14 protein-coding genes are annotated in these 14,869 nt (G+C 63.2%); 9 read left to right on the top strand and 5 right to left on the bottom strand.

Annotation, left to right across the window (positions count from 1 at the left end; translation table 11 throughout):
* Positions 1-36: 36 nt before the first annotated feature.
* On the bottom strand, positions 37-648 hold the full coding sequence (locus tag NKJ46_RS21355) for an LOG family protein (RefSeq protein ID WP_254820219.1): 612 nt from the start codon (positions 646-648) through the stop codon (positions 37-39).
* Positions 649-762: 114 nt separating this feature from the next.
* Here NKJ46_RS21355 and NKJ46_RS21350 point away from each other — a divergent pair, with 114 nt between their 5' ends.
* From NKJ46_RS21350 to NKJ46_RS21335, 4 genes are all read left to right on the top strand, one after another.
* A complete protein-coding gene (locus NKJ46_RS21350; protein WP_352667280.1) occupies positions 763-2,262 on the top strand; it encodes a LysM peptidoglycan-binding domain-containing protein in 1,500 nt (499 codons plus the stop codon).
* 59 nt (positions 2,263-2,321) lie between these two features.
* On the top strand, positions 2,322-2,696 hold the full coding sequence (locus tag NKJ46_RS21345) for an ArsR/SmtB family transcription factor (RefSeq protein ID WP_352667277.1): 375 nt from the start codon (positions 2,322-2,324) through the stop codon (positions 2,694-2,696).
* A 20-nt stretch (positions 2,697-2,716) separates the two neighbouring features.
* Entirely contained in the window at positions 2,717-4,603 is a 1,887-nt protein-coding gene (locus NKJ46_RS21340; RefSeq protein ID WP_352667275.1) for an ABCB family ABC transporter ATP-binding protein/permease, read from the top strand.
* A gap of 88 nt (positions 4,604-4,691) precedes the next feature.
* Positions 4,692-5,039 carry an antibiotic biosynthesis monooxygenase gene (locus tag NKJ46_RS21335; protein ID WP_352667272.1) on the top strand — a complete coding sequence of 116 codons (348 nt, stop codon included), beginning with the start codon at positions 4,692-4,694 and terminating at the stop codon, positions 5,037-5,039.
* A gap of 5 nt (positions 5,040-5,044) precedes the next feature.
* Here the strand turns inward: NKJ46_RS21335 and NKJ46_RS21330 are convergent, their stop codons facing one another.
* Positions 5,045-5,911: an SMP-30/gluconolactonase/LRE family protein gene (locus tag NKJ46_RS21330; RefSeq protein ID WP_352667270.1), complete on the bottom strand. Its 867-nt coding sequence runs from the start codon at positions 5,909-5,911 to the stop codon at positions 5,045-5,047.
* Positions 5,912-6,310: 399 nt separating this feature from the next.
* On the opposite strand from NKJ46_RS21330, the gene NKJ46_RS21325 reads away from it, so the two are divergent.
* The 4 genes from NKJ46_RS21325 to NKJ46_RS21310 all read left to right on the top strand — a co-directional run bounded on the left by NKJ46_RS21325 (position 6,311) and on the right by NKJ46_RS21310 (position 9,627).
* A complete protein-coding gene (locus NKJ46_RS21325) occupies positions 6,311-7,468 on the top strand; it encodes a DMP19 family protein (protein ID WP_352667267.1) in 1,158 nt (385 codons plus the stop codon).
* A 127-nt stretch (positions 7,469-7,595) separates the two neighbouring features.
* On the top strand, positions 7,596-8,294 hold the full coding sequence (locus NKJ46_RS21320) for a phosphatidylserine decarboxylase (RefSeq protein ID WP_023677729.1): 699 nt from the start codon (positions 7,596-7,598) through the stop codon (positions 8,292-8,294).
* A 3-nt stretch (positions 8,295-8,297) separates the two neighbouring features.
* Positions 8,298-9,113, top strand: coding sequence for a CDP-alcohol phosphatidyltransferase family protein (locus tag NKJ46_RS21315; protein WP_023719846.1), 816 nt, complete (start codon positions 8,298-8,300; stop codon positions 9,111-9,113).
* A gap of 250 nt (positions 9,114-9,363) precedes the next feature.
* Positions 9,364-9,627 carry a hypothetical protein gene (locus NKJ46_RS21310; RefSeq protein WP_352667264.1) on the top strand — a complete coding sequence of 88 codons (264 nt, stop codon included), beginning with the start codon at positions 9,364-9,366 and terminating at the stop codon, positions 9,625-9,627.
* A gap of 122 nt (positions 9,628-9,749) precedes the next feature.
* On the opposite strand, the gene NKJ46_RS21305 is transcribed toward NKJ46_RS21310, so the two are convergent.
* Positions 9,750-11,972 (bottom strand): AMP-binding protein, encoded by a 2,223-nt coding sequence (locus tag NKJ46_RS21305; protein WP_352667261.1) that lies wholly within the window; start codon positions 11,970-11,972, stop codon positions 9,750-9,752.
* 141 nt (positions 11,973-12,113) lie between these two features.
* Positions 12,114-12,521, bottom strand: coding sequence for a tautomerase family protein (locus NKJ46_RS21300; RefSeq protein ID WP_023677725.1), 408 nt, complete (start codon positions 12,519-12,521; stop codon positions 12,114-12,116).
* 114 nt (positions 12,522-12,635) lie between these two features.
* Here NKJ46_RS21300 and NKJ46_RS21295 point away from each other — a divergent pair, with 114 nt between their 5' ends.
* The gene (locus NKJ46_RS21295; RefSeq protein WP_352667258.1) at positions 12,636-13,490 is read left to right on the top strand and encodes a LysR substrate-binding domain-containing protein; all 855 of its coding nucleotides are present in this window, start codon (positions 12,636-12,638) and stop codon (positions 13,488-13,490) included.
* A gap of 136 nt (positions 13,491-13,626) precedes the next feature.
* Here the strand turns inward: NKJ46_RS21295 and NKJ46_RS21290 are convergent, their stop codons facing one another.
* Positions 13,627-14,595: a DMT family transporter gene (locus NKJ46_RS21290; RefSeq protein WP_502903426.1), complete on the bottom strand. Its 969-nt coding sequence runs from the start codon at positions 14,593-14,595 to the stop codon at positions 13,627-13,629.
* Positions 14,596-14,869 lie beyond the last annotated feature (274 nt).

The raw sequence follows: 14,869 nt of genomic DNA, 5'->3' as shown, positions 1-14,869 counted from the left end.
GTCTTGTACTTCGCTATTCACTAGTCACCATTCACTCTACATCTTATCAATCACCGACTGCACGCCCTCCGTCGGTGCATCGACGGAGGATCCCGCCACCATGATAGCGGCGACGATTGCTTCCGGATCCTCGACCACCAGCGGCTTGACCCGTTGCGCCGTGTGGATGAAGCCCTCCGTTGCCATGTGGTCGAGCAACGCCAGCATCGGATCCCAGAACCCCCCGACGTTGCCGAAGACGATCGGCTTGCGGTGATGGCCGAGCTGCGCCCAAGTCATGATCTCGACGATCTCCTCGACGGTGCCGATGCCGCCGGGCAACGCCACAAAGGCGTCGGATTTCTCGAACATCCTGTGTTTGCGCTCGTGCATGTTGTCGGTGATGACGAGCTCGTCGAGCCTGTTAAGCGCGGTTTCGGTCGCCTCCCGGTTGATCAGAAAACGTGGAATTATGCCGGTTACCTTGCCGCCTGCCTTTAACGCCCCTTCAGCGACGGCACCCATGATACCTTTAGTGCCGCCGCCATAAATCAGACGCAGGCCGGACTTGGCGATCGAGCGGCCAAGCAGGTGTCCGGCCTTGATATAGGTTTCATCTCGGCCCGGGGACGAGCCGCAATAGACGCAGACAGATCGAATCGTGTTCATGTTATGATTGGTGATAGGGACTATTGGCATGGTCAAGCCCTGGGGCGGGCTTTTTCTTGTCGGCTTTGGCAAAACAGGCTAGACCGAAATTAGGTGGCTAAGGGGCAGGGAAACATGGCAATTAATCCGTTGAAGGCGTTTTTGTTCGCGGCTGGCGGCTCTGTCGCCGCGGCGGGAACCGCCTATGTATCGGGCGCACTCGACCCGTATCTCAATCTTACCCGGCCTGCGGAGGTCGCGGCGCTGACGCCGCCGGCTTCGAAACCGGCCGCTCCGGCGACCGAGGGCCGGCTGCCGCCTGCGCCCGCCGCGTCCACCGATGCCGCAGCGCCCGCCGCGCCGGCCGCAGCAGGTGCAATCGTGCCGACCTTCGACATCGTGCGCGTCGAAAGCAACGGCTCGATCGTCGTCGCCGGCAATGCGGCGCCCAACGCCAAGGTCGAGATTCTCAACGGTTCGGCTGTGCTCGGCTCGACGGTCGCCGGCCCTGACGGCGCCTTTGCCATTATTCTCGACGATCCGCTGAAGCCCGGCGACTATACGATCACGCTGCGCTCGACGGCTGGCAATGTCGTGACCGCCTCGGCGCAGACCGCCGTCGTTTCGATCCCCCAGAATTCCACCGGCCAGGTGCTGGCAATGGTCGAGGAGCCGGGCAAGCCGTCCGAACTGCTCACTGTTCCGGCCCCTGAGGCAAAATCTGACGCCTCGCCGCCTGTCGGCGAACAGGCGGCCGTTCAGCCACCCGCCACCGGCACCGAATTGCCGGCTGCCGCAGCGCCGGCGGCTGATGTTCCAGCAGCGCCTGCTCCTGCCGCGCCGGCCGCTGTTGAAGCCGCGCCGACTCCGGCAGCACCCGCCACATCGGCAGCGCCCGCTACTCCCGCGGTGGAGCCGAAGATCGTCGTCGAAGCTGTCGAAATCGACGGCAACAAGATTTTCGTTGCCGGCCTCGCCGATCCCGGCCGCAAGGTGCGTGCCTATGCCAACGATATCCTGCTCGGTGACGCAAAGACCTCGCCCGACCGCCACTTCCTGGTCGAAGCGACACGCGACATCCCGGTCGGCACCTACACCATCCACGTCGATGCGCTCGACGCCGACGGCTTGACGGTGGTGGCCCGTGCCGCTGTGCCGTTCGAGCGCGAGCCTGGTGAGGCGGTTGCGGCCGTGGCGCCGGCCGAGCAGAAGCCTGCCGAGATAAAACCAGCCGAGCCGAATGCTCCGGCGACCAAAGCCGCGCCGGCTACACCGGCAACAGCCGCCGAAACGCCCGCAACTACGCCGACTCCTGCCACCGAGGCCCCGGCCGAAATGGCCGCCACAACGCCTTCGGGCGAAACCCCCGAGACCGTGGCTCCAAAGCTCGAACATGCCGATGGCGCAGTCATTATCCGCCGCCATGACACGCTGTGGCGGATTTCGCGGCGGGTCTATGGCCAGGGCATGCGCTACTCGACCATCTATCTCGCCAACCAGGACCAGATCAGCAATCCGAACCGCATCTGGCCGGGGCAGGTGTTCAAGGTGCCGGAGAAATCGAAGGAAGGCGAGCCCGCCGATCTCAAGGCAATGGGCGACCAGATGACGACGGCGCCAGCCAAGGCCGAGTAGCGTTCTGCCCATCGGGATAGCTTGCGGCGGGGCCAGTCATCGTTTATCGCCGATGGACGATGACCGAATCCCCCCTCGTAACGGACCGAAGCCGCGCGGCAGATGAACGCGCGCCGGCCAACTGCATGCCGGCGAACTGTACGCCGGATAGCCGCGCTGTCGCCGTCCGGCTCGCGGCCCTTTCGCATCCCGCGCGGATCGAAATTCTCAAGCACCTTTCCGCCAGCCGTTCCTGCTGCTGCCGCGAGGTCGTCGAGCATCTCGACCTGGCGCAGTCCACTGTTTCCCAGCATTTGAAGATCCTGGTCGAGGCCGGGCTGATCCGCTTCGAGCCTGACCGCCAGCGCTCGCGCTATGAGATCGACCGTGCCGCGCTCGCCGATGTTTCGGCATCGCTGGCCGCGCTGGTCGATTCCTGCTGCTCCGGCCGCTAAAATCAAAAAGGTAAATAAAAATGGCCGAGAAAACCGTTTCCGCCGATTCCGGCTCGACCTTCAGAACGTTGCGCAATCTCTGGCCCTATATGTGGCCGGCCGACCGCGCCGACCTGAGGGCGCGGGTGGTGTGGGCCACCGTGCTGCTGGTTGTCGCCAAGCTGACCCTGGTGGCCGGACCCTATTTCTTCAAATGGGCGACCGACGCACTGGCCGGCGATAGCAAATCGCCGCCGCCGCTGCCGGCCTTCCTGCTGGCGCCGGTCATGCTGGTCGTCGCCTATAATGCCGTGCGGCTGGTGCAGCTCGGCTTCAACCAGCTGCGCGACGCCCTGTTTGCACGGGTCGGCCAGCATGCGGTGCGCCGGCTCGCCTTCCGTACCTTCGTGCACATGCACGAACTGTCGCTGCGCTTCCACCTCGAACGGCGCACCGGCGGACTGTCGCGCGTCATCGAGCGCGGCACCAAGGGCATCGAGACGATCGTCCGCTTCACCATGCTGGCCACGGCGCCGACAATCGTCGAATTCGCCCTCACCGCCGGCATCTTCGCCGTCACCTATGGCTGGCTATACGTCTTGGTGATCGCGGTCACGGTCTGGCTCTATGTCTGGTTCACCGTCAGGGCGAGCGATTGGCGTATTTCGATCCGCCGCGAGATGAACGACAGCGACAATGAAGCCAGCACGAAGGCGATCGATTCGCTGCTCAACTACGAAACAGTCAAATATTTCAATAACGAAGCCATGGAGGCCGAGCGCTTCGACCGGTCCACGGCGCGCTATGAGGTGGCGGCGACCAGGACCTGGACCTCGCTTGGCTGGCTGAACTTCGGCCAAGGTGTGATCTTCGGCATCGGCATGACCGTCGTCATGGTGATGTCGGCGCTCGAGGTGAAGGCAGGCACACAGAGCGTCGGCGATTTCGTCTTCGTCAACGCCATGCTCATGCAGCTTTCGGTGCCGCTGAATTTCATCGGCATGATCTACCGCGAAATTCGCCAGGGCCTGACCGACATCGAAAACATGTTCGATCTGCTCGACGTCAAGCGCGAGATCGTCGATCGGCCGGGCGCCAAGCCACTGGTCGTAGATGCCGGCAATGTCGAGTTCCGCGACGTGCATTTTTCCTACGACCCCAACCGCAAGATCCTGAAGGGCATCAGCTTCGAGGTGCCAGCCGGCAAGACGGTGGCTATCGTCGGTCCCTCCGGAGCCGGCAAGTCGACCATTTCACGGCTTTTGTTTCGTTTCTACGACATCCAGCGCGGCAAGATTCTGATCGACGGTCAGGACATTCGCGACGTGACGCAGGAGAGCTTGCGCGCTGCCATCGGCATGGTGCCGCAGGACACGGTGCTGTTTAACGACACCATCGCCTACAACATCCGCTACGGCCGCGTCGGCGCCAGCGAGGAGGATGTGCGCAAGGCGGCAGAACTGGCGCAGATCGGACCGTTCATCGAGCGGCTGCCCGATGGCTATCGCTCAATGGTCGGCGAGCGCGGGCTGAAACTGTCCGGCGGCGAGAAGCAGCGGGTGGCGATTGCCCGCACCATCTTGAAGGCGCCGCCGATCCTGATGCTCGACGAGGCGACCTCGGCGCTGGACAGCCACACCGAGCAGGAGATCCAGGCGGCACTCGACCTGGTCAGCCAGGGCCGCACCACCATCGTCATCGCCCACCGGCTGTCGACGGTGATTTCGGCCGACGAGATCATCGTCCTGCAGGATGGCCAGATCGCCGAGCGCGGCACCCATGTCGCCTTGATAGCCAAGCGCGGCCTTTATGCGTCGATGTGGGACCGTCAGCGCGAGGCAAGCGAGGCCGAGGAGCGGCTGCGCATTGCCCGCGAAAGCGACGAGTTCGGCGTCGTCGTCCGCCGCCGCACCTCCGAGGTGAGCTGAAAATTCGTGCTTGACCTCAACTTAAGTTGAGATCGTAGGCCGTTTTGGATCGCAGCAAGATGCGTCGTTCAAAACGGAGACAATCGATATGAATGGGATAAATCAGGCAGTCAGTGGCGGCAGCGTATTCCGGGTGGACAAGTTTGTCGTTCCGGCCAACGCCCGCGAGGAGATTCTTGCCAAGGTCCGGATGACGCATGAATTGCTGCGCCAGCAGCAAGGGTTCGTCCAGGATTTCCTGCTCGAGCAATTCTCGGGGCCGGGCGAGTTCAACCTCGTGACCATTGTCGAATGGGAAGGGCAGGCCGCTGTCGACAAGGTCGTGTCGATCATCAAGGCTGCGCATGAGCGCAGCGGCTTCAATCCTCAGGAGACCATTGCGCGACTTGGCGTCAAGGCCGATATCGCCAACTATCGGCGGATCCCCGGGATGTAAGCTCTCTACGGCCAGCCGGCGCCCGGCGCGATAGCCTCGACGCTGAGCACTTGGCCGGTACGGGCATCGCTGATCATATGTTCGAAGCCGCGCCATTCGGCGGCGACGATGAACAGCGTTTTTCTCTCGCTGCCGCCGAGCATGCAGGCAAAGCAGCCGCGATCGACGTCGACGCTTTCGAGCATCGCGCCGCCCTCGCGCACCCGCACGCAATGCCGGTTCGGAACATCGGCATACCACGCCGCACCTTCGGCATCGAGGCAGATGCCGTCGGGAAAACCGTTGCCGAGATTGGCCCAGACCCTCCGGTTGGAAAGGCCACCATCGGCAGCGATGTCGAAGGCGGTCAGCCGGTTGGCGTGGGACTCGGCAACGATAAGCGTCTTGTTGTCAGGCGTCACCGCCATGCCATTGGCGAAGGCGAGGTTCTCAGCCACCTGCTGAACCGAGCCGTCAGGCGCGACCAGTACGATGGTGCCGGGGCCGAAATGCTGGCCGGGAGCCGGAGCAGGCCCACCGCCATTGACGTATATGTTGCCGCGCCCATCGACCACGATCTCGTTCCACGGGCTCTTCGACAGGTGTCTCAGGTCGGCATGGGTGACCAGCCTCCCGTCTGCCTCCTGCCTGAGGACCAGCCCTTCGCGGCCGGAGACGACAAGCAGGCGCCCGTCCGGAAGCCAGTCAATGGAATAGGGCAGGGTGGCCGGCACGGTGAGCACGATCTCGCTGTTGCCCAGAGCGTCAACGGCAATGATCTGGCCTGTGCCCCAGTTGCAGAACCACAGCCGGCCGTCGTGCCAGCGCGGCGACTCGCCGAAGGCCAAGCCGTTCATCACCACTTGCACTTGCCTAGCTGCTGATTTCTGCATGGGCCGAGAACCTCCGGGTTTGCGCAAATCGTCATGGCTGAAAGGCCGATGAGAGGCGCTGTCTTGCCAAGGACGGGCGAGAGTGCTGCGTTCCGACAACGAGGATGGCGACTGCGTCGTTTATATTTGACCTGAGTAGCCGCACGGAACCGCGCGATGCGCGTGCGCATCCACTCATCCTTCTTCAATGAAGTATAACCGGCCGGTGCTTGCGGACGGGAAAGTCAAATGCAAGAATCACGTTGACCCGCAGAAATCCTGTTGTGGCAAGCAGGAAGGGCGTTTGGCGTGTTCGAAAGATTTTCCCGCTGGGCCAAGAAGAAATTTCAGCGATCAGCGACCGTATCACCGGCTCGGTCCAAGCAGTCATTCCCAGGCAAGCCATCATCTTCGGTGATCGTGCCGCGCTCAGTCGTGGAAGACGCGGCCGACAATCCTTTCGGTCTCATTGTAGCCGTCAGAGAATTCGTCGAAGCCATGGTCTCGCAAGGCCTTTATCGTTCCACCGAAATCAGCCCCAAGGCAATGCAGGCCTGTCATGCCGATGACTATTTGGCTGAGGTCAACAATGGCGGCCATAGCCAGTTCATCTATAATTCTGGCAAAGAACTCGACACCGTCATTGCCGACGCACGCACCGCCCTCGCTGAGATGGGCGCGCACGGACAACTGGCGACTTTGGACCAAATGGCTGCCTGGGTCGCGGAGCACCCCGAGGAGACTGAGGAACAGACAGGCTTCGAAGGAGGTACTGACGATAAGCTCAGTACGCTCGACCGTCTATTCTACCAAGCCGATCAGGCCGCATCGATGCTCGCTCTATCGGCGCGCTGGATAAACTCATGGCCTGAACTCGCAATCGTCGAGGATGCCGACTACGGAGAAGCCATCCATCAGCTGGCCGTGACCAATCCCCGGCGCGAGCCGAGGCTACTCCATCGTTCTGTTGGCAAGCTGGTCAACCAAATGACGGGCTGGCGTGATGTCGGCGTCGGCCTTGCATGCGCCGAGGCGCCTAGGCCCGAGGTCAAGCTGGCGCTCGGCATAGCAAGGGTGCTGGACGTCGAGGGCGAAAAACTGTTGGCTTTTCAGCTGCGCACCAATGCCAAAGAGCCGCGTCTAGCCGTCGCCACGCCCGCGCATGCGGCCGTCTATGAATATATCGCGCCGGAGGATCCGTCCGTCGCGCGTCCGGGCGAGAATCCATTCGCTGCCGGCGCCCCGCGCGTCGGCAAGAGACTTGGCCGTGTTGAAGCGCAGGCAATAGAAACGGTGCTCGAATTAGCCGCAGCCTATCATGCGCCGGTCGCTGTCGACCTCTTGCTGCGCAGGGCCGGGTTCGATCCGACCGATGCTGTCGTCTCTGCGAACTCGGTCGTGCCTATGGAAGGCGGCGCGGTTGTGAACTGGGTGGTTATGGCCGACGAGCATGTATTCCTCCTCCAGTCGACCCCGAAAGGCGGCGTGCTACGCGGCAGCCACGAAGAGAGCTTGGCGGAGGCCGATCGGCGCGAGCTCGAGGATTATTTCGACCAAGCGGCGGCAGCGGGTGCCTGAGGGGATTTCGCTTGGCCGTTCTGAGACGGCGACGACCGCCACCTCCAAGCGCTCCCATTGTCGCGTTGCGACCGCGGGGTGTTTCCGCTATTGAGGCCGGACTTGGAACCAAGGTTGCCCTGATCCCATGAGCCTCGTCGACACGATCAAGAATGCGTTCGTTCCGATCCATCGCGAGGGTTATCCCTTTATCGCTGCGTTCGGCGCGGCGACGCTCTTTCTTGGCTATTTCTCCTCGACCCTGTTCTGGATCGGTCTCATCCTGACCGCCTGGTGCGCCTATTTCTTCCGCGATCCCGAGCGTGTCACGCCGATCGACGACCGGCTGGTTGTCAGCCCTGCCGACGGCATCGTCTCGGCGGTCGGCCCGGCCGTGCCGCCGCGCGAGCTCGGCCTAGGTGGTGGTGAAATGACCCGCATCTCGGTGTTCATGAACGTCTTTTCCTGCCACGTGAACCGCTCCCCGGTGCGTGGCCGCATTTCCAGGATCGAGCATCGGCCAGGAAAATTCCTCAATGCCGAACTCGACAAGGCAAGCACCGAGAACGAGCGCAACGGGCTGGTCATCGAAAGCCCCAATGGAACGGTCGCCGCGGTGCAGATCGCCGGCCTGGTGGCGCGGCGCATCGTCTGCTGGGCCGAGCCCGGCGGCGCCATTGGCACCGGCGAGCGCTTCGGGCTGATCCGCTTTGGCTCGCGCGTCGATGTATTCCTGCCCTCGACCGCGACGCCGCGCGTCGCCGTCGGCCAGACCGCGGTCGGCGGTGAGACGGTGCTGGCGGAATTCGGCGGCGTTGCCGCAACGCCGCTCGTGCGGATCTCCTGACCGGTGGCGCCGCCGTTCAAGAAATTCGAGGCGCATGGCGGCGGTGGCCCGCGCATTCGCGAAATCCCGATGCGCATGGTGCTGCCCAACTTGGTCACTGTGCTCGCCATTTGCGCCGGCCTGTCCGGTATTCGCTTCGGCTTTGAGGGCCGCTTCGAGCCAGCGGTGGTGATGGTGCTGCTCGCCGCCTTCCTCGATGGTATCGACGGCCGTCTGGCGCGAATGCTGAAGGCGACTTCCAAATTCGGCGCCCAGATGGATTCGCTGGCCGATATCGTCAATTTCGGCGTGGCACCGGCGCTGGTGCTCTATGCCTTTCTGCTCGACAGGGCAGGTTCGCCGGGTTGGATCGCCGCCCTGCTGTTCACCATCGCCTGTGGGATGAGGCTTGCCCGCTTCAACGTGCTCGACGAAGAGCTCGACCGCCCGCAGTGGCAGACCGAATATTTTGTCGGCGTGCCGGCGCCAGCGGGTGCGGTGTTGGTGATGCTGCCGCTCTATCTGTTCTTCCTCAGGCTTGGCCTTGAACCCAGCCGCCTGGCAGCCTTCATTGCCACCGGCTTTACAATATTGGTGGCATTCCTGCTGGTCAGCAGACTGCCCGTCTATTCCGGCAAGAGCGTCAGGATACCGGGCGACAGGGTGCTGCCGATCATCCTCGCAGTCGTCCTCTACGTTCTGCTTTTGATGACCTATCCCTGGTATACGCTGACGGCCTCGGTTGCCGGCTATCTGCTCTTCTTGCCGTTCAGCGTGCGCGCCTATTCGAGACGCGCCAAGCGCGAAGGCGAGAAGGTGCCGTCCTCGGATATTGGCTGACAGATTTGGTGCCAGTTCGCGTTGCACCTGGCAGTGCATGATTCCGAAAAGGGTCATCCGTTTAGACTTAGGACCGGCTCGCAGAGCGCGCGGCGCCGCGGAATGCACTTCAAAAACCCCGTTTTCGGAACTTGCTGGGCGGCTAGACCGTTTGTGCTTGGTAGGTCCGTTTTAAGCGGCAGCTGGTAGTACGCAATCAGCGTCGCGCAAGCTGCCGCATCGGGCGCAGAACCATCGGAAACGAGGAGAAATGGCTGTCATCCTCATCGGCGCGTTACTGACTGTCGCCGGCCTCGTCTATATGGCGGTTGCTGCCATCATGCGCGGGCGGCTTAGTGAGCCGGCCGCTGTCTCCACCGCGCCGGATAGTGCGACGCCCAATCTCGCAACACCAGGTCCAACCCTGGAGCCGCGGCGGCGCGGGCTCCGTTTTCTCGGCCTGTCGCAGAACTGGCCGGGCCTGCTGATGATGGCCGTCGGCGCCATTCTGCTGTTGTCGGTGGTGGTCTTCTGATGCATGTCGCGCAAAAGTGTGCAGCGGTTTTGCGATAACGGCATGCATAAAAGCAAGAATCCAAAGCGCGTCGCACAAGGCAGGTCGAACGCGACGCGCTTTAGAGTTTTCGACAGCAAACCTCACGCGGCTGCGCTCAGTCCCAGCCTCTCGAGTGCCAGCTTTCTAGTCGAGACATAGTCTGTCTTGCCCGAGCCCAGTACAGGGATCTCCGCGACCTTGACGATGTCGTTCGGCACCATCAGTTCGGCCGCCCCGGCTTTTTTGCCGAATTCGCGCAATTCGTTGGGATCGGCATTATCGGCGGTGGTGACCAGGACGAGGCGCTCGCCGCGCCGCTTGTCCGGCACTGCCACCACGGCGTGATGCTCTTCGGGCCACAGCGACTGCACCAGCATCTCGACCGCACCAAGCGATACCATCTCGCCGGCTATCTTGGCGAAGCGCTTGGCGCGGCCGCGAATGGTGATGAAGCCTTCGCGATCGACCGAAACGATATCGCCGGTGTCGTGCCAGCCTTCGAGCGGCTGCAACTCGCCAGGCCGGTCGCCGGTCATGTAGCCCATCATCAGGTTCGGCCCGTCGAGCCATAGCCGGCCGGCGTCGCTGATGCCTTCGACCGGTTCGAGTTTCATGCGCATGGCCGGCAGCAGCCGCCCGACCGTGCCGTCGCGGCCGTGGATGGCGGTGTTGACGGCAACCACCGGTGCGGCCTCGGTCAAGCCAAAACCTTCGATGATCTCGGCCTGGAAGCGTTCCCGGTAAACCCGGCGCGTCTCCGGCTTCACCGCCTCGGCACCGGCGACAACGAAGCGCAGGCTGGAAAAATCGCCGTCCTTGGCGGTGCGGGCATAGTTGGCGAGGAACGTGTCGGTGCCGAACATCACCGTCGGCCGGACCTTGCGCGCCACCTCCGGAATAAGCTTATAGTGGAGCGGTGAGGGGTAGAGGAACAGCTTTACGCCGGTGACCAGCGGCAGGATGGTGCCACCGGTCAGGCCGAACGAGTGGAACACCGGCAGCACGTTGAGCAGGATGTCGACCGGCGAGATGGTGATGCGGGCTTCCGCCTGCATCGCATTGGCAAGAAGGTTCCGGTGCGACAGCACCACGGCCTTGGGCGTGCCTTCCGAGCCGGAGGTGAACAGGATCACCGCCGGCTTGGCTGCATCCTGGCGCTGCAACGGCCAGCGCCACAGCAAGGCGGCTGCGGCCTTGTCCAGCACGGTCACGCTTGCGCGGACATCCTCCAGCCACAGCAGTTTCGCCCCGCCCTTTTCCACCGCCTCGACGATGTCGGCGAGGTTGGCCTTTTCGACAAAGGCGCGTGAGGAGACCACGGTGCGGATCATCGCCGTGCGGACGGCGGCGGTGACGCTGGCCGGGCCGGCGGTATAGTTGATCATTGCTGCCACCCGCGCAGACGACAAAAGTCCGACGAACGACAGCACGACGCCATTGGCGTTGGGAAGGAGCAGCCCAACCGCTTCGCCCGGCGCTGTTATTGCCTCGAACCGTCGGCCCAAAACCCTGGCGCCGATGAACATTTTCCGGTAGCTCAGCGCACCGCCAATGACGTCCTCGATTATTGGGTGCGAAGCGCCAACACGGTCGGCCGCATCGCGCATGGCGAGGAACAGCCCTCGGTCGAGATCACTGCCGAAAAGCCTGGCCTCGGCGAAGCGATCAAACAGCGCATTGGTGTTGGAGGCCTGATCTGGGTTCCGCGCCACCAGCTCGGCGACGGTCATCGGCTCCAGCGCGCTGATCGACAGCCGCGGAAACCAATTGCGCGGCGCCTTGTCCGCCGGCGTCAGCGAGGCCGGCAGGCCGCGTGAGCCGGCAATGAAAATCGGCACGATGCGGGCGTCGGCCTGCATGGCGATACGGGTGATGGCGCGAAACAACCGAAACGACTTGACGTCTGGCTCGACCGCATCCGGCAGGTAAACGGCGAGCCGGCCCTTGCCTTTCAGCACCCGCACGAGTCTGCGGCTGACGAAGACATGCTCGGCGTTGAAGGCGATGGTGCGGCCGAGCTCGCGCCACGGCTCCAACCACGGCGATCTGGCCGAAGCCTGGTCGAGGATGTGCAGCGTGTCCTCCGGCAGCAGCGACAGCATCAGCGCCGGCTCGATGCGTGACTGATGCCAGATGACATAGATGACCGGGGCCACCGACCTGCGCGCAATCTTGATGCGCTCGTCGCTGATCCGATAGGCGAGCTTGAACGGCACGTAGAGCAGCGCCTGGCTCAAACGCAGGCCGAGGCGGAACGTCTCCACCACGCCGATCAGCAGCCAGGCCGCGACAAGACCCGCAAGCAGCGCCAGTGTCAGGATCATCGCCGCATCTCCCAACGATCTCACGTCACGGCTCTTCAGTGGCCGCTTCGGGTGAGAACCTAGCCGAAGTTGGATCAACGTCAATGCGGCTCCATTTTTCCTTCTCTCTTATGTTTGATTCGGCTCGGCTGCCTATCGCAGCTATGCCGCTTTCATCCTTCCGCTGATGAAGCGGAATTCCTGCGTCTTGCCGCCAAAGCCATAGGCGGCCGCAGGCACTTCATGCACGAGGGCGTAGCTTTCCTCATGCACCTTACCCAGCAGCCGGCCGAATGCCGCGAAAATTGCCTGCAGATACGCCTCCAGTTCGAGCTTGGTGTTGGTGCCGTCGACAACCTTGATGTCGAGCCAGGCCGTGTTGGTGCCATGCTCGGCCAGCGACTTGCCGCCGGCGAACCAGTGCTCGGGGTCGTGATAGGAAATGGCAACAGCTGTGATCGTCGCGTCCTTGCGCAGATGCGTGGCCGTCAGTTCGGTCACCTCCTTGGCAATGGCGGCGGACAAAGCGGCATCAGGCTTGCCGGTAACGCTGACATTGATGATCGGCATATTTCTTCTCCTGGGTTTCAAGCGGCGTCTCTTTGCCGTCGAGAAAATCATGCCATCGTCCTTTGATCAAAAAAATCGAATTGTTTTTGATAAACACTTTGATAATATCGAATTATGCAGATGTTCGATCCCGACCTCCTCAAGACTTTCCTCGCTTTCGTCGATGGCGGTTCCCTGGCGCGGGCTGCGTCGATCGTCGGCCGCTCGCCGTCCGCAGTGACCGCGCAGATGCAGCGGCTGGAGGATGTTGTCGGCGAACCGCTGCTGGTGCCGCAGGGGCGAGGGCGCGGCCTGACGCCGGCAGGCGAGGATCTGGCCGGCCACGCGCGTCGCATCCTTGCCGCGCATCGCGAGGCGTGGCTGGCCCTCAAAGGGGCGCACGCCGACGGGCGCGTCGCCATCGGCACGACGCAGGATTTCGCCGACAGCGGCTTGCCGCAGCTGCTCAGGGCTTTTGCTGTCAGCCATCCGCGCGTCAGGATCGAACTGCGCGTCGGCCGTTCCGCCGAACTGGCGCAGGCTTTGCAGGCCGGCACCCTTGATCTGGCCATTGCCATGCGGCAGGTGCCGACACGGGACGAAGTCGGTGTGCTCAAGGAACCAATGATCTGGCTTTGCTCACAGAACGGGCTGGCCACCCGCCACGACGAACTGCCATTGGCGCTGCTCGATCCCCATTGCGGGTTTCGCGAAGCGGCGACAAGTGCACTCGATGCGGCCGGCCGTCGCTACCGCATTGCTGCCGGCAGTGCCAGCCTTGCCGGCCTGCGCACGGCGGTGCGCGCCGGCATCGCCTTGACGTTGAGGACGGCGCGCTTCGCTCATTCCGGCATCGTCGAGGCGCCGCGCGATCTTGATCTGCCGCCGGTGCCGGTCGCCGCATTCGCCGTCCGCTTGCGTGAGGATGCCGACCGGCCGGCGCAGGATCTGGCCGCGTTGTTGAGCGGCAACCTGGCCTTGGCCAATTGAGCCAGCAAAGAAAAAGCCGACCTTGCGGTCGGCTTCTGAGTAGGACGGGCCGAGGGGTTTGGGGGGACTTGGGGTGGCCCGTCGCAGCCATAATGCCTGAGCCCTATGATGGTTCCATGACTTTTCAAATTAATTTTCAGGACCGGATTTCTCGTGATCGGACCACCAATTCGCGCTCGGACGCGGCGAGGATTGGTCGTGCATCCGCTGCGCGCTGCCTCGCCATCAGCCAGTCGCGGCCAGCGTGAGCGAACACCGCGCAAAGCACGATGGCGCCGCCGACCATGCTGGCTGCCGGCGGAATCTCCGCCAGGAACAGGAAGGCAAACAGGATCGCGAATGGCACTTCTGCCGAGCCCAGCAATCCGGACTCGGCCGCCGGAATAAGCCGGGTGCCCTCCGTCCACAGGATCGAGGCCAGCGCGAACGAGGCGCCGAAGGTGGCAAGAAGCACAGCGTCCCTGGCCGAGACAGCCAGCGGATCGGTGATGAACCAGCCGAGCACGAACAGAAGGAACGCCGACACGGCACCCGCCCACACCACCGGCGTGTCGCGGAAGGCGCGCACCATGATCATGTAGAGCGCGCTGCCGATCGTCATCAGCAGCGCCAGCCCGTCGCCGAACAAATGGCCGGTGCCGAAGCCGGACCAGACCATGATCGCCACACCGCATAGTGACACGGCGGCGGCGGCAAGCGTCTGCAGCCGGAACGGCTCGCGGACCAACAGGAGTGCCAGCAGCGCGGTGACGAACGGTGCGGTGGCATAGATGATCGCGACATTGGCGACAAAGGTGAACTTGAACGCCGAGATGAAGGCGATGCTGGCGAGCGCGCCCTCGATCGCCAGCAGCCAGCCTCGCCAGCCGAGCCGCAAGCTGTCGCGACCGCCGGAGCGCTGGCGGCGCCAAAGCACATAGAGGCTGATCAGGATCGAGCCGACGAAGCCGCGCCAGCAGGTAATGGTCAGCGGGTCGGCATGGATCGATTTGGTCAGCACGCCGGTGAGGCCGAAGACGGCCGCCGATGCCGAGACCAGGATGATGCCGAGGGTACGTTCGCGGGCGCTTTCCACTGTGCCTGGCATGTCCAGCAATTCCGTCATCTCTCACCAGCCTACTCTGCCCCGTCCTGACACCATAGTGTCAGCTTGATCGGGGCGTCGAAACAGCAGACCGGCAGCCCCGGTGAACAGGATGCCGGCGAAACCCTTTCGCGGGTTTCGAGGATGGCGATATCGGCCATATGTCCGGCGGCCTTACGAATGTGTTGCGAGAGAGGGTTTGAAGGCGTTGGATGCTCCCGTATCGTCAGGCTATACGGGCAAAACCCTGCCAAGCGCTACGCCAGCCGGGACTTGCGTTTGGGGCAGGCGACAC

The organism is Mesorhizobium sp. M0166, from assembly GCF_040322255.1.
Lineage (GTDB): Bacteria > Pseudomonadota > Alphaproteobacteria > Rhizobiales > Rhizobiaceae > Mesorhizobium.
Note: the sequence above shows the minus strand (reverse complement) of the source record. Positions and strands in the feature narration are given on the sequence as shown.

Bases quoted from the DNA above. Each gene is read 5' to 3' on its own strand.
- NKJ46_RS21340 (WP_352667275.1), top strand. From the start codon at position 2,717: ATGGCCGAGAAAACCGTTTCCGCCGATTCCGGCTCGACCTTCAGAACG.
- NKJ46_RS21330 (WP_352667270.1), bottom strand. From the start codon at position 5,911: ATGCAGAAATCAGCAGCTAGGCAAGTGCAAGTGGTGATGAACGGCTTG.
- NKJ46_RS21350 (WP_352667280.1), top strand. From the start codon at position 763: ATGGCAATTAATCCGTTGAAGGCGTTTTTGTTCGCGGCTGGCGGCTCT.
- NKJ46_RS21295 (WP_352667258.1), top strand. From the start codon at position 12,636: ATGCAGATGTTCGATCCCGACCTCCTCAAGACTTTCCTCGCTTTCGTC.
- NKJ46_RS21305 (WP_352667261.1), bottom strand. From the start codon at position 11,972: ATGATCCTGACACTGGCGCTGCTTGCGGGTCTTGTCGCGGCCTGGCTG.
- NKJ46_RS21345 (WP_352667277.1), top strand. From the start codon at position 2,322: ATGACCGAATCCCCCCTCGTAACGGACCGAAGCCGCGCGGCAGATGAA.
- NKJ46_RS21310 (WP_352667264.1), top strand. From the start codon at position 9,364: ATGGCTGTCATCCTCATCGGCGCGTTACTGACTGTCGCCGGCCTCGTC.
- NKJ46_RS21335 (WP_352667272.1), top strand. From the start codon at position 4,692: ATGAATGGGATAAATCAGGCAGTCAGTGGCGGCAGCGTATTCCGGGTG.
- NKJ46_RS21355 (WP_254820219.1), bottom strand. From the start codon at position 648: ATGAACACGATTCGATCTGTCTGCGTCTATTGCGGCTCGTCCCCGGGC.
- NKJ46_RS21290 (WP_502903426.1), bottom strand. From the start codon at position 14,595: ATGACGGAATTGCTGGACATGCCAGGCACAGTGGAAAGCGCCCGCGAA.
- NKJ46_RS21300 (WP_023677725.1), bottom strand. From the start codon at position 12,521: ATGCCGATCATCAATGTCAGCGTTACCGGCAAGCCTGATGCCGCTTTG.
- NKJ46_RS21320 (WP_023677729.1), top strand. From the start codon at position 7,596: ATGAGCCTCGTCGACACGATCAAGAATGCGTTCGTTCCGATCCATCGC.